Raw genomic sequence first — 13,476 nt, 5'->3', positions numbered from 1 at the left:
GGTGGTGTAATCGGGGGATTGAAAAACCCTATGCCCTGTCAAGGCGCGGCGGTGTCTATATAATGGCGCGATCACGTGCCACGCACATCGCAAACACAAATCGATATCAGGAGTTCTGATGAGCAATCCCGCGGCCCCCAAGAAGCTCGGCAAGGTGGTTCTGGCCTACTCCGGCGGCCTGGACACCTCGGTGATCCTCAAGTGGCTGGAAGAGACCTACGACTGCGAAGTGGTCACCTTCACCGCGGACCTGGGGCAGGGCGAGGAACTCGACCCGGCACGCGAGAAGGCCGAGAAGATGGGCGTCAAGGAGATCTACATCGACGATCTCCGCGAGACCTTCGTCCGTGACTACGTCTTTCCGATGTTCCGCGCCAACGCCATCTACGAGGGCGAGTACCTGCTGGGCACCTCGATCGCCCGCCCGCTGATCGCCAAGCGTCTGGTCGACATCGCCCGCGAGACCGGCGCGGATGCCGTCGCCCACGGTGCCACCGGCAAGGGCAACGACCAGGTGCGCTTCGAGCTCAACGCCTACGCGCTCAACCCGGAGATCCAGGTGATCGCCCCGTGGCGCGAGTGGGATCTCAACTCCCGCGAGAAGCTGATGAACTACGCAGAGAGTCGCGACATCCCGGTCGATTTCGCCGCGGCCGGCAAGAAGTCGCCGTACTCGATGGACGCCAACCTGCTGCACATCTCCTACGAGGGCGGCAACCTCGAGGACCCGTGGTGGGAGCCGGAAGAGGAAATGTGGCGCTGGTCGGTCAGCCCCGAGCGTGCCCCGGACGAGGCCACCGAGATCGTCATCGGCTTCGAGAAGGGCGACCCGGTCTCGATCAACGGCGAGAAGCTCTCGCCGGCCGAACTGCTCCTCAAGCTCAACCAGCTGGGTGGCGCCAACGGCATCGGCCGTCTCGACATGGTCGAGAACCGCTACGTCGGCATGAAGTCGCGCGGCTGCTACGAGACCCCGGGCGGCACGATTCTCCTCAAGGCTCGCCGGGCACTCGAGTCGCTGACGCTCGACCGTGGCGAGGCCCACATGAAGGACGAACTGATGCCCAAGTACGCCGAGTTGGTGTACAACGGGTACTGGTTCGCCCCGGAGCGCGAGATGCTGCAAAAGGCCATCGACGCGACCCAGGCCAACGTCAATGGTGACGTGCGTCTGCGCCTGTACAAGGGCAACGTGATTGTGGCGGGGCGCCAGTCGGACAACAGCCTGTTCGACCCGGCCATCGCTACCTTCGAGGACGACGCCGGTGCCTATGACCAACGCGATGCCGAGGGCTTCATCAAGCTCAACGCCCTGCGCCTGCGCATCGGCGCGAAGGCCGGCCGCCGAGGCTGAGTTAATGCCCCGCCGCATCCCGGTGACAACCCCGGGGGCGGGCGCGAGGGACGAGCCGCCCCGACCCCGCAAGGGTGTGTTTCACAGGCAAGGGATGTCTGGCATGCAGCGTGTGGCAAACCGCAGGAAGTTCGGCGCCAATGAGGCGCATTCGCCGAAAGGGCGGGTCGTGACGTGGGTCACGTCCCGCCTTTTTCATGTCCGCGGTCCGGCTTGCCGGTTCGCCTCGCGGGCGCGACACGCCATGGCACTCCTGCTAACCGCTTTCCTGCTGCTGGGCGGGCCGACGGCGGCACTCGCCCAGGCCTGGGCGAGCGAGGATCGGTTGATCACGATCGGTGTGCTCACCATCACCAGCAAGGAGGAGGCGCAGGCGCGCTGGAACCCGACCGCCGATTTTCTCAGCGACCGGATCGACGGGACGCGGTTCGAGATTCGACCGCTCTACCTGCAGGAGGTGGCCCGAGCGGTTCGCCAGGACGAGCTGCACTTCGTTCACTTGCAACCGCTGCAATTCGTCCAGTTGCGCGCCGACTACCGGCTCGAGGCCCTGGCCACCCGGGTGGTCAACGGGGCGGGCAGCCCGAGCAATCGCTTCGGCTCGGCGATCGTGCGGTTGAGCGATCGCGAGCAAATCCAGGATCTGGCCGATCTGCAGGGGGCGATCGTCGCGGGGGTCGCACCCAACGCGCTCGGCGCCTGGATTCTGGGCGTGGAGGAGATCGAGCGGGCGGGGCTGTCCATCGAGGCGGACATTCTGCCACTGTACGTTGGCCTGCCGATGCGCAACGTGCTCGGCGCGGTCGCCGCCGGTCGGGCCGATGCGGGTATCGTGCGGGCCGACGTGCTCACCCGCGAGATCGAGGCCGGACGATACGGGCCGGAGACCTTCACCGTCCTCAATCGGATCAGCGAGCCGGGCTATGCCCACCCCCTGTCCACGCGACTGGTGCCGCAATGGCCGCTTGCCGCCACCTCGCGCGCCGAGGCGCCGTTGCGCGAGCAGGTGCGGGCAGCGCTCCTGGCGATGCCGACCGAGTCGGCACCCATGCGGGCGGCGAACCTGTCCGGCTGGTCCGAACCGGCGGACTACAGCGGCCTCCAGTCGCTTGCCGATCGCTGGTTGACGCCGCCGGTGAGCGTGGTCGACTGGTTGCGCGCGCACTGGTGGGTGGTGCCGGTTGCGCTCAGTGCGGTGTTGTCGCTCCTGCTCTGGCAGCAATGGCGTGCCCGGCAATTGCTGGCACGCCGGGAGCGCGAGCACCGCGCCGCCCTGACGGCGATGCACGATGCCGTGATCACGCTGGACGGGGAAGGGTGCATCCAGTTTCTCAACCCGTCGGCCGAGCGGCTGCTGCCCGAGGGGTGCGACGCCGACACGGCGATGGGTCAACGGCTGACCGACGTCTTCGCCCTGATGTTGCGCCACGACAACCATGACTTCTCGCTGGTGGGCATGCTGGAACAACTCGCCACCCGCCAGTGGATGGAATACGCCGTGATACTTGCCCACGGTCAACCCCGGCGGGTGCTCAACCTGACCGTTGCCCGCATGGACTCGGCCGGCGAGCCCACCCGGCGCCTGGTCGTCTCGATGATGGACATCACCGAACTCGACGAAACCAGTCGACAACTGGCTTACCGCGCCACGCACGACGAACTGACCGGCCTGATGACGCGCCGGCACTTCCTCGAGAAGATCCGCGGCCTGCTGCATCCCGACGACGCCACCCGGTCGATCGAGGAGGGCATCCTGCTGTGGCTGGACCTGGACCATTTCCGCCTGGTCAACGAGGGCGGCTCCCACCGCATGGGCGACGAGCTGGTCCGCCGCCTGGCCGGCTACCTGCGGGTGGTGCTGCCGGCGAACACCCCGGTCGGCCGCGTGGGCGGCGACGAGTTCGGAATCTTTCTCAGGGGCGCCGAGGCCGGCAGCTGGCCGGAGCGTATCCTGCAGGCGATCCGGGATTTTCGCCTCGATGGCGAGGGGCGGGCGCTACGCACCTCGGCCAGCATCGGTGTCCGTCAGTTGGCCGCCGGCGGCAACTACAACGCGGAAACCGTCATCGAGGAAGCCGAATCCGCCTGTATGACCGCGCAGAAACTGGGTGGCAATCGCCTGGTGGTATTCGAGGAAAGTGGGGCCGAACGCTCCCTGCGTCAATCGGATTTCGCCGAGCTCAACCGGCTCAAGCAGGCGGTCGAGCAGGATCGTTTCGTGCTCCATGCCCAGGAAATCCACGCCATCGGCGCCGCGGAGACGGCCGGCGTACGACTGGAAGTGCTGCTGCGCCTGGCCGACGAGGCCGGCAACCTCGGCTCGCCGGCGCCGCTGATCGAACTGGCCGAGCGATTCAACTTCATGCCCCAGATCGACCGCTGGGTTGTTCGACGGGCGCTCGAGGGACTGCGTGCCCACCGGGCCGATAACGGTGAGCCACCGGCACGGCTCACGATCAACCTGTCGGGCCAGTCGATGCAGGACGGCGAGTTGATCGGGTTCGTGCGCGAGGAACTGCGTCGCAACGAGATCGACCCCACCTGGTTGTGCTTCGAGATCACCGAGACGGCCGCGATCTCGAATTTCGATCAGGCGGCAGAACTGATAGCCTCGCTACGCGACGTCGGGTGCCTGGTGGCGCTGGACGACTTCGGTGGTGGGCTGATCTCGTTCGAATTCCTGCGTCGACTCAAGCCCGACATCGTCAAGATCGACGGCAAGCTGGTCACCGACCTGGAGCACGACCCGGTCGCCGCCGTGATCGTCGAGTCGATCCACGAGGTGGCACGCGTGATGGGGGCGCGGACCGTGGGCGAATGGGTCGAGACCCCGGCCACGCTGGCCCAGCTGGAAACGATCGGCGTGGATTTCGCGCAGGGCTATCTCCTGCATCGCCCCGAGCCGTTGATCGCGCGGCTCGCCCTCGAGCAGCGGGCGCTGGCCGATTGACGACAACGCTTCCCCGGCCCGTCCTTGCACGGTTCTCTCCGTGTGGGGCAGGCGACCAGGCCGGTGCCCGCCAAAAACCGCTCGCGAATGCGCGGGGCAATCAAAGGATACGGAAGGTGAGATTGGCATGCCGCGAAACGGCAAGGACTGGCTGCAGATGATGGCCGCGCGTGTTCCGGGGCCACCGATGGACAAGCTGGCCCGGTTGCTTGCCGCGCTCGTCGTCGGCCTGGCGGTGCTCGGCGCCGGCCCGGTCGTGGCCCAATCCGCCGGCACCGAGAAACCGGCAACCTCGATCCGTGTGGGCGTGCTCGCGTATGCCGGCAAGGATGAGGCGGTCAACCGCTGGCAGGCAACCGCCGACTACCTGAGCGAACGCAATCCGGGGTATCGATTCGAGATCGAGCCATTGTTCCTTTCGGAACTGCGCCACGCCTTCGTTCAGGGACGGCTCGATTTCGTGCTGACCCAGTCACTGCAATACTCGGAGCTCTCGCGGCTCGGCACGATCTGGCCGTTGGCGACCTTGGTGGTCAGGGGGAACGGCGGTGAGCTCGAGCAGTTCGGTGCCGTGGTGTTCACGCGTCAGGGAACCGGGTTTGCCGCGCTTGACGACCTGGTGGGTACACGGATTGCCGGCACCAGCCCCAACGCACTGGGTGGCTGGCTGCTCGGCATGCAGGCGCTGGAGCACGCCGGTCTCGACGTGGAACACGAGATCACCCCGATATTCACCGGATTGCCCCTGGAGGCGGTGGTCGACGCGGTGCTCGACGGCCGCGCCCACGCCGGCGTGGTTCGGGCGAGCTTCTTCCAGCGCTATCTCGAGGCCTACCCCGACAGTCGACTGGTCCCCGTCGGCGAGGCGAAACGCGAGGGCTTTCCCTACCCGAGCAACACGCCGCTGGTCCCCGAATGGCCGTTTGCCGCGACCGAATACGCCCCCGAAGGGCTTGCCGCCCGGGTCGCCCGCCAGCTGATCGCCATGCCCGCACAGGCGCCGGCCGCCGAGGATGGCCGGATTGCCGGCTGGCGTACCCCGCTGGACTACTCAATCGTCGATCGCCTGCACGACAAGTGGTTGCCGGATCCGGTGTCGCTGGGTTCCCTGCTGCGCCATTTCTGGCACTACCTGGTGCTGATCCTCGCCGTTGTCCTTGCCCTGTTCGCGTGGCAGGCACGGCGTGCGACCCGGCGCCTGGGCGCCGAAAAGCGCCGCCTGCGCCGGGCGTTCTCCGGCCTGCACACCGGCGCGGTGCTCACGGATGCCGAGGGTCGCATCCTGCTGACCAACCACGCGGTCGAGGCCTTCGCGCAGCCCGAACTGACGGGCCAGTTGGGCGGGCGGGCGTTCTGCGATGCCTTCAACCTGCAGATCGAAGGACTGTCTCCGCAATGCGCCTTCGGTGACCTGGTCGAGCGTGTCGAGACGCGGGAAACGCAATCGATCGATGGGGTCATCGAGCGGGACAACCAGCGTCTTGACGTCAACCTGAAGATCAGCCGCCTGGAGGCGCACGGCGACGAGGGCGACACCCAGTTGCTGGTCTCCATGCTCGATGTCACGGATCTGCGCTCGGCAAATGCCTTGCTCACCTACCGCGCAACGCACGATCGCCTGACCGGGGTGCTCAATCGCGAGGCGATGGAGGAGTTTCTCTCTCAGGCCATGCCGGGCAAGGCACCGCGCAACGAGCCGATCCATGTAAGCTGCCTGGTCTGGATCGATCTCGACGAGTTCCGCCTGCTCAACGAGATCGGTAGCCGTGAGCTGGGGGACCGCATTCTCTCCTCGCTGGCCAGCCACTTCTCGCTGGAACTGCCGTCGGATGCGGTCCTCGCGCGCATGGGGGTGGACGAGTTCGTCATCTGGATGCCGCTGTCGAGCCGCGATACCTGCATGCTGGTCGCGCGCGAGGTACTCGAGATCATCCACGCCTTCCGTCTGCCGGACGAGCACGAGCACCTGCGCCTGAAGGCCAGTGTGGGCGTCACGCGCATCGACAGTGACGACCTGCTGGCCTCGCGCCGCCTGGAGGATGCCGAGCGCGCCTGCCAGAGCGCCCAACGGCTCGGCGGCGACCGCGTGGTGCAGTTTTCCGGCGAGGACACCGAACTGCTGGAGCGCGAGCAGCAGATCGAGCGCTACAACGCCTTGCGGGCCGCCATCGCCGAGGACCGGCTCGACCTGGCGGCCCAGCGAATCGCCCCGGTCGACCCGGCTCGCGGCGTGATCCACGAAATGCTGCTTCGGGTCACTGACGCCGACGGCCGGATGCGGTTTCCCAGCGAATACATCGAGATCGCCGAGAAACATCACGCCATGGGCGAGATTGACCGCTGGGTGATTCGGCAGAGTTGCCGCTGGTTGTCGCAACAGGCCCCGGAGGCCGGCACGGTCAGCATCAACCTCTCGGGCCATTCGGTGCAGGACCCCGAGATGCTCGACTTCATTCGCCAGGCCCTGGGCGAATCGGGCGTCGACCCGGCTCGGGTGATCTTCGAGATCACGGAGACCGCCGCGATCCTCAATCTCGACCAGGCCGAGCGCCTGATCGGCGCGATGCGTCGCATTGGTTGTCGCTTTGCCCTGGATGACTTTGGTGGAGGGTTCCTCTCGTTCGAGTATCTGCGGCGCCTGAACCCGGACATCGTCAAGATCGACGGACGATTGATCGACGACCTGTCGCACGATCCCGTGGCCGCAGTGATCGTCGCGGCCATCGCCCAGGTCTCGCGGGTGATGGGGGCGCAAACCGTGGCCGAATGGGTCGAGACCGACGAGCAGTACCACAAGGTGGTCGAGGTGGGTGTCGACTACGTACAGGGCTTCCTGCTGCACCGTCCCACGCCACTGATCAGGTCCTGAACAGGCGCTCATCGGGACAGGGGCCGCACTCGCAAGCATCGAGCGGATCGACTAGAGTCTCGCGCCCACGCTCTTGTTCAAGACACCAATCCACCCGTGGAGATGAATCATGCGCATTCTGCACACCATGATCCGCGTCAGTGACCTGGAAAAGTCGCTGGCCTTCTACACCGACGTACTCGGCATGAAGCTTCTGCGCCAGCAGGATTACCCGGCCGGGGAGTTCACGCTTGCCTTCGTCGGTTACGGCGAAGAAAGCGAAACGGCCGTGCTCGAGCTCACTTACAACTGGGGTGATCACCAGTACGACCTCGGTGACGGCTACGGGCACATTGCGATCGAGGTCGATGACGTCTATGCGGCGGCGGAAAAGATCCGCGAGAAAGGGGGCAAGATCCTGCGCGAACCCGGCCCGATGAATGCCGGATCGACCATCATCGCCTTCGTCGCGGATCCGGACGGTTACGCGATCGAATTGATCGGGGCGAAATGAAGGGAAAAATGACCGCTGTCAAGGGTTGACAGCCGGTATTTTCCACATCAACGAGGGCGCAACGTCGGTTGCGCCTTTTTCGTGGACGACGAATCAGACAGTTAGGGAAGGGGAAGCGATAACCCGTTGTTATTTAGGGGTTTGAGTCCCGGGGCGCGGATGTGGCGAAAAAATGACCAACAACGTCTCCTGCCTTGTGGGACCGTGGATTCTCGGGTTCTTCCACATAGTTATCCACAGTTTCTGTGAAAAACTTCGGAGGGTCGAAATCCGGTCGACTCAGGCCAAAATCTTGACGTCGTAAACGGCATGAAAATTGGCAGGTTTCGGGGCAAGGCAGGATGGGTCTCACGGCCGGGCACTGAATCGATCCCGTCGATGGGGCGTTCGCGCCACGCGGTCGGAAACCGGACGACATCCTCTTGTCATAAACCCGGGTTAGGATCGCCGTAATATACTTTGTATCGCATATATAAAGCCGTCGATCCGGGCGGCTTTGCGCAACCTGTGACTCGGCGTGCGGGAACGTTTCCTAGATCACAACCAGGAGTTTGACGACATGACCATCCGTGTAGGGATCAACGGCTTTGGCCGGATTGGCCGCCTGGCGTTCCGGGCGCTTGCCGATCGGCCGGAACTCGAGCTGGAGGTCGTGCACGTCAACGAGACGGCCGCCGATGCCGCTTGCATGGCTCACCTGACCGAATTCGACTCCGTGCACGGGCGCTGGTCGCGTTCCCTTGCCGGGGAGGGCGGCATGCTCGCGCTCGACGGGCGGGAGATCCGTTTCACGCAAAGCGAGTCCATCGAAACGATCGATTGGCGCGGATCCAACGTCGACGTGGTGATCGAGTCGACCGGTCGCTGGCGCCAGTTCGACGAAATCACGACACACCTGGAGCAGGGCGTCTCTCGCGTGGCCGTGGCAGCCCCGGTCAAGCACCCCGACGTGATCAACATGGTCATGGGCGTGAACCACCAGCACTTTGACGCCACCCGGCACCGGGTCGTCACGGCGGCCTCCTGCACCACCAACTGCCTCGCACCCGTGGTCAAGGTGCTGCACGAAGGGCTGGGCATCCAGCGTGGCACGATGACCACCATGCACGACCTGACGAACACCCAGGTGGTGGTCGACAGGGGCGACAAGGACTGGCGCCGCGCCCGGGCCTCGTCGATGTCGCTGTCGCCGACTACCACCGGGTCGGCCAAGGCGATCGGCGCGATCTTCCCTGAACTCGACGGCCGTCTCAACGGACTGGCCGTGCGGGTGCCACTGCTCAACGCCTCGCTGACCGACTTCGTCTTCACCCCCGAGCGCGGCACCACCGCCGAGGAGGTCAACGAGTTGCTGCGTGCGGCGGCCGAGAGCGGCCCGCTGGCCGGTATTCTCGGCTTCGAGACCCGCCCGCTGGTCTCCGTCGACTACGTCAACGACCCTCGCTCGTCGATCGTGGATGCCCCCTCGACCATGGTGATCGACGACGAACTGGTGAAGGTCATGGCGTGGTACGACAACGAATGGGGATACGCCCAGCGACTGGTCGAGCTCGTCTCGATGGTCGGCCGGGCCTGAGTCTCCAACCATGCCACTCGCCATGACCCAGGCATTGCGCCATTACCTGACCATCACCGGCAACTACTGGCTGTTCACCCTGACCGACGGGGCGATCCGCATGCTGGTGGTGCTGCATTTCTATCAGCTTGGCTACTCGCCGTTCGCCATCGCGATGCTGTTCCTGTTCTACGAGTTCTTCGGCATCGTCACCAACCTGGTGGGCGGATGGCTCGGGGCGCGCATCGGCCTGAACCGAACCATGCAGCTCGGTACCGGCCTGCAGATCGTCGCGCTGTTGATGCTCACCGTGCCCGATGCCTGGCTCACGGTGGCCTACGTGATGCTGGCGCAGGCGTTGTCCGGCATCGCGAAGGACCTCAATAAGATGTCGGCCAAGGCCGGGGTCAAGCTGGTGGCCCGCGAGGGCAACGCGCAGTTGTTTCGCTGGGTGGCGTGGATCACCGGCTCGAAGAACGCCCTGAAGGGCGCGGGGTTCTTTCTCGGGGCCGTGCTGCTGGCCGCAGTCGGCTTCCAGGGGGCGATGGGGGCGCTCGCCGCCGTACTGGTCGCGGGTTTCCTGATGACCCTGACGTTGCCGGGCGGCTTCGGTGCGATCAAGGAGAAGGCCGGTTTCCGCCAGATGTTCTCGCGTGAACCGTTGATCAACTGGCTGGCCGCGGCACGCCTGTTCCTGTTCGGTGCCCGGGATGTTTGGTTCGTCGTGGCGCTGCCGGTGTTCCTGGTCTCGATCGGCTGGGATTTCCACTGGGTGGGTGCCTACCTGGCCCTGTGGGTGATCGGCTACGGACTGGTCCAGTCGAGCGCCCCGTGGCTACTCGGGGCCCGGCGCAAGCCGGGGGAGGGTCATGGCAATGGGCCGGGCGCCCGCACCGCCGTGATCTGGAGCTTCGCGCTGGTCCTGCCGCTGGCCGCGCTGCTGCTCGCAATCGCCTCCGGACAGACCGCCGGCTGGATCATCACGCTGGGTCTCGCGTTCTTCGGCATCGTGTTCGCGCTCAACTCGGCCACGCATTCCTATCTCGTGCTGCGCTACTCGCCGGACGTGAAGGCCTCGCAGAACGTCGGCTTCTACTACGCGGCCAACGCCGGCGGGCGCCTGCTGGGCACTGTGCTGTCCGGGGCGAGTTACCAATGGCTGGGCATCGCCGGGAGCCTCGGTTTTGCCTTGGCCTTCGTGGTGATCGCCGGGCTGATCAGTACCCGGCTGGTCGCGCTCGAGACCGCACACGACGAGGCACCAGCCGGCTGATGCCGTTCCGCGCGCACCATCGTGTCGTCAGTCAGCGACGTTCTCTGCCGGGCCCTGGAGAGTGGCTGCGGCGTCGACCAGCTCACTGAACGCCTCGGCCAGCGGGTGGGGCGCTCGACCGAGCGGCGTGATTTCTCCCAGGCGTCGATGCGGCAAGCGATCGTCGCCATTGCCCCCGGGGTCGCCCAGGTCCAGGCGTACCAGATCGTCCCGTAACAGCGTGGGCGGCAGCACCGCCCAACCAACGCCGGTGGCGGCAAGGACCGCGATCGAGTCGAGCTGGTTGATCTCGATGATGGCCGGCGGCAGTAATTGCCGGTCGTCGAGCCAGCGGTCGATGGCCGTGCGGGTGCTGGTCGCCTCGGCCGGCAGGATCAACGGCAGGCGCTTGCCGATCGCCTCGAGGCCAGCCGGCATGCCGCCGGGACAATGGCGGCGGGCGACCACCGGTTGCATGACTTCTTCCCACAGCACGCGGGTGCGCACGCGGTCGTCAAGCCGCGGCGGCAGGGTGGCGTACGCCAGCGCGGTTTCGCCAGTGGCCACCTGGTCGATGGCCCGCTCGGAGTCGTGAAAACTCAGATCCAGCAGCACCTGCGGGTAGCGTTCCGAGAATCGCTCGAGCACCCCGGGCAGCAGGTGCAGGCCGGCGTAGTGGCTCAGCGACAGCGCGAGTCGGCCGCCGAGCGCCTCGCCACTCACCTCGGCGGCCGTGACGATGTCGTCCAGGCAGCTCTGCATCTCGCGCACTGCCGGAAGCAGTTGCTCGCCCCGGTAGGTCAGCACGACTCGCTGCCCCATCCGGTCGAACAGCGCGAAGCCCAGCCGGTCTTCGAGCTGCGCGAGTCGCTTGGATACCGCCGGCTGGCTGATGTGCAGCCGCAGGGCGGCCGACGAGAACGACCCGGTCTCGGCGACGGCGAGAAAGGTGAGCAGTTGCTGGGTATCGAGGTGAAGGGGGTTCATCGCGTCTCTCCGCGTCGTGCCTGCGCGTCACTATAACCAAAAGATATAGCACTCATGCGCGATTTCCATTTTAGTTATTGGTCGGGCACCCCTATGATTGCGACATGACAAACGCCGCCCTCAACGTGCTTGGCCTGCCACTGGCGAAATGCTCGGTGGATCCCGTAACCGGGTTCTACCGCGACGGCCGATGCCTGGTCGGCGCCGAGGACGGCGGGGTGCACGGCGTCTGCGCCGAGCTCGATGACGCGTTTCTCGACTACACCGCCGCGCAGGGCAACGAACTGCGCCGGCCGATACCGGCCTACGACTTTCCGGGACTGACCGCCGGCGATCGCTGGTGCGTCTGTGCCTGGCGGTGGCGCGAGGCCTTCGAGGCCGGCGTGGCGCCGCCGGTGGTGCTGGCCGCGACGCACCACGAGGTGTTGCGCGTGATCAAGCTACGCGACCTGATCCAGCATGCCGTCGACCCGCCCGCCTCGGGGCTGGACGACGGATTTTACGAGTTTTAGCGAACAAGACCTCGCAAGTCATTGACCCAAATTACTTATATGGCGGAATGAATCCCGAGCGGCCTGCGGCGCCGCCCGGGTGATCCGGAGGAAAAGGCCATGGCCGGAAAGACACTCTACGAAAAGCTCTTCGACGCGCACGTCGTCCACGAACAGGACGACGGTACGGCGCTTCTCTATATCGACCGTCACCTCGTTCACGAGGTGACCAGCCCGCAGGCCTTCGAGGGTCTGCGCCTGGCCGGGCGCAAGCCGTGGCGCACCGGCGCGATGCTGGCCGTGCCGGACCACAACGTGCCGACCACCAACCGGGCTGGTGGCATCGTCGACCCCGTCTCGCGCGAGCAGGTCAGCACGCTCGACCGCAATTGCCAGGAATTCGGTGTGCAGGAATTCCCGATGGCCGACATGCGCCAGGGCATCGTCCACATCATCGGCCCCGAGGAGGGCTTCACGCTGCCCGGCGCCACGGTCGTGTGCGGGGATTCGCATACCTCCACCCACGGGGCGATCGGCGCGCTGGCCTTCGGCATCGGCACCTCCGAGGTCGAGCACGTCATGGCCACCCAGACCTTGCTGCAAAAGCGCACCAAGACCATGCAGGTGCGCGTCGAGGGCGAGCTTGGGCCGGGCGTGACCGCCAAGGACGTCGTGCTCGCGATCATCGGCAAGATCGGCACCGCCGGCGGGACGGGCTACGCGATCGAATTCGCCGGTTCGGCGATCGAATCGCTCTCGATCGAGGGCCGCATGAGCGTATGCAACATGTCGATCGAGGCCGGCGCCCGCGCCGGCATGGTGGCCGTCGACGAGAAGACGGTCGACTACTTCCGGGACAAGCCGTTCGCGCCCACCGGCGAGATGTTCGAGCGCGCGGCCGAGTACTGGCGCACGCTCAAGTCCGACCCGGACGCGGTATTCGACAAGGTGGTCACGCTCGATGGCACCAAGATCGAGCCGCAGGTCAGCTGGGGCACCTCGCCCGAGATGGTCGTGCCGGTCAATGCCCGCGTACCGGACCCGGCGGCCGAGTCCGACCCGGTCAAGGCCGAAGGCATGCGCAACGCGTTGAAATACATGGGGCTCGAGGCCAACACGCCGATCACCGACATCCAGATCGACAAGGTGTTCATCGGCTCGTGCACCAACGCGCGCATCGAGGATCTGCGCGCCGCCGCCGCGGCGATCAAGGGCAGGCACGTCGCGGACAACGTGACGCTCGCCATGGTCGTGCCGGGCTCCGGGCTCGTGCGCGAGCAGGCCGAGAAGGAAGGGCTCGACAAGATCTTCCTCGAGGCCGGATTCGAGTGGCGCGAGCCGGGCTGCTCGATGTGTCTCGCGATGAACGCCGATCGCCTCGAGCCGGGCGAGCGCTGCGCCTCGACGTCGAATCGAAACTTCGAGGGTCGACAGGGGCAGGGCGGTCGCACCCACCTCGTCAGCCCGGCCATGGCCGCCGCGGCCGCCGTGGCGGGGCACTTCGTCGACGTCCGTCAAGCGTAAG

Annotated in this window: 9 protein-coding genes; 8 read left to right on the top strand and 1 reads right to left on the bottom strand. The window is 66.0% G+C overall.

Translation table 11 applies throughout. The features are described from left to right. The first annotated feature begins 118 nt into the window (after positions 1-118). From LV475_RS08900 to arsJ, 6 genes are all read left to right on the top strand, one after another. Positions 119-1,354, top strand: coding sequence for an argininosuccinate synthase (locus LV475_RS08900; RefSeq protein WP_136866116.1), 1,236 nt, complete (start codon positions 119-121; stop codon positions 1,352-1,354). A gap of 244 nt (positions 1,355-1,598) precedes the next feature. Further along, a complete protein-coding gene (locus tag LV475_RS08895) occupies positions 1,599-4,304 on the top strand; it encodes an EAL domain-containing protein (RefSeq protein ID WP_250106155.1) in 2,706 nt (901 codons plus the stop codon). A gap of 127 nt (positions 4,305-4,431) precedes the next feature. After that, positions 4,432-7,173, top strand: a complete 2,742-nt coding sequence (locus LV475_RS08890) for an EAL domain-containing protein (RefSeq protein ID WP_250106154.1) — start codon at positions 4,432-4,434, stop codon at positions 7,171-7,173. A 109-nt stretch (positions 7,174-7,282) separates the two neighbouring features. Further along, the gene (gloA, locus tag LV475_RS08885; protein WP_250106153.1) at positions 7,283-7,666 is read left to right on the top strand and encodes a lactoylglutathione lyase; all 384 of its coding nucleotides are present in this window, start codon (positions 7,283-7,285) and stop codon (positions 7,664-7,666) included. Between the two features lie 559 nt (positions 7,667-8,225). Next, positions 8,226-9,242, top strand: coding sequence for an ArsJ-associated glyceraldehyde-3-phosphate dehydrogenase (locus tag LV475_RS08880; protein WP_250106152.1), 1,017 nt, complete (start codon positions 8,226-8,228; stop codon positions 9,240-9,242). Between the two features lie 10 nt (positions 9,243-9,252). After that, a complete protein-coding gene (gene arsJ, locus LV475_RS08875) occupies positions 9,253-10,494 on the top strand; it encodes an organoarsenical effux MFS transporter ArsJ (RefSeq protein ID WP_250106151.1) in 1,242 nt (413 codons plus the stop codon). 27 nt (positions 10,495-10,521) lie between these two features. Here arsJ and LV475_RS08870 read toward each other — a convergent pair whose 3' ends face one another. Continuing rightward, on the bottom strand, positions 10,522-11,460 hold the full coding sequence (locus LV475_RS08870; RefSeq protein ID WP_156573947.1) for a LysR family transcriptional regulator: 939 nt from the start codon (positions 11,458-11,460) through the stop codon (positions 10,522-10,524). A 104-nt stretch (positions 11,461-11,564) separates the two neighbouring features. Here LV475_RS08870 and LV475_RS08865 point away from each other — a divergent pair, with 104 nt between their 5' ends. Continuing rightward, the gene (locus LV475_RS08865; RefSeq protein WP_250106150.1) at positions 11,565-11,972 is read left to right on the top strand and encodes a DUF2237 family protein; all 408 of its coding nucleotides are present in this window, start codon (positions 11,565-11,567) and stop codon (positions 11,970-11,972) included. 99 nt (positions 11,973-12,071) lie between these two features. Beyond that, positions 12,072-13,475 (top strand): 3-isopropylmalate dehydratase large subunit, encoded by a 1,404-nt coding sequence (gene leuC / locus LV475_RS08860; protein WP_136866109.1) that lies wholly within the window; start codon positions 12,072-12,074, stop codon positions 13,473-13,475. Position 13,476: the final 1 nt, after the last annotated feature.

The organism is Guyparkeria hydrothermalis (assembly GCF_023555375.1).
GTDB lineage: Bacteria > Pseudomonadota > Gammaproteobacteria > Halothiobacillales > Halothiobacillaceae > Guyparkeria > Guyparkeria hydrothermalis.
The sequence above is the reverse complement of the archived record's forward strand: the minus strand, read 5'-3'. Positions and strand labels throughout refer to the sequence as shown.

Coding starts and splice junctions, on each gene's coding strand:
- LV475_RS08900 (WP_136866116.1), top strand. CDS start 119: ATGAGCAATCCCGCGGCCCCCAAGAAGCTCGGCAAGGTGGTTCTGGCC.
- LV475_RS08895 (WP_250106155.1), top strand. CDS start 1,599: ATGGCACTCCTGCTAACCGCTTTCCTGCTGCTGGGCGGGCCGACGGCG.
- LV475_RS08890 (WP_250106154.1), top strand. CDS start 4,432: ATGCCGCGAAACGGCAAGGACTGGCTGCAGATGATGGCCGCGCGTGTT.
- gloA (WP_250106153.1), top strand. CDS start 7,283: ATGCGCATTCTGCACACCATGATCCGCGTCAGTGACCTGGAAAAGTCG.
- LV475_RS08880 (WP_250106152.1), top strand. CDS start 8,226: ATGACCATCCGTGTAGGGATCAACGGCTTTGGCCGGATTGGCCGCCTG.
- arsJ (WP_250106151.1), top strand. CDS start 9,253: ATGCCACTCGCCATGACCCAGGCATTGCGCCATTACCTGACCATCACC.
- LV475_RS08870 (WP_156573947.1), bottom strand. CDS start 11,460: ATGAACCCCCTTCACCTCGATACCCAGCAACTGCTCACCTTTCTCGCC.
- LV475_RS08865 (WP_250106150.1), top strand. CDS start 11,565: ATGACAAACGCCGCCCTCAACGTGCTTGGCCTGCCACTGGCGAAATGC.
- leuC (WP_136866109.1), top strand. CDS start 12,072: ATGGCCGGAAAGACACTCTACGAAAAGCTCTTCGACGCGCACGTCGTC.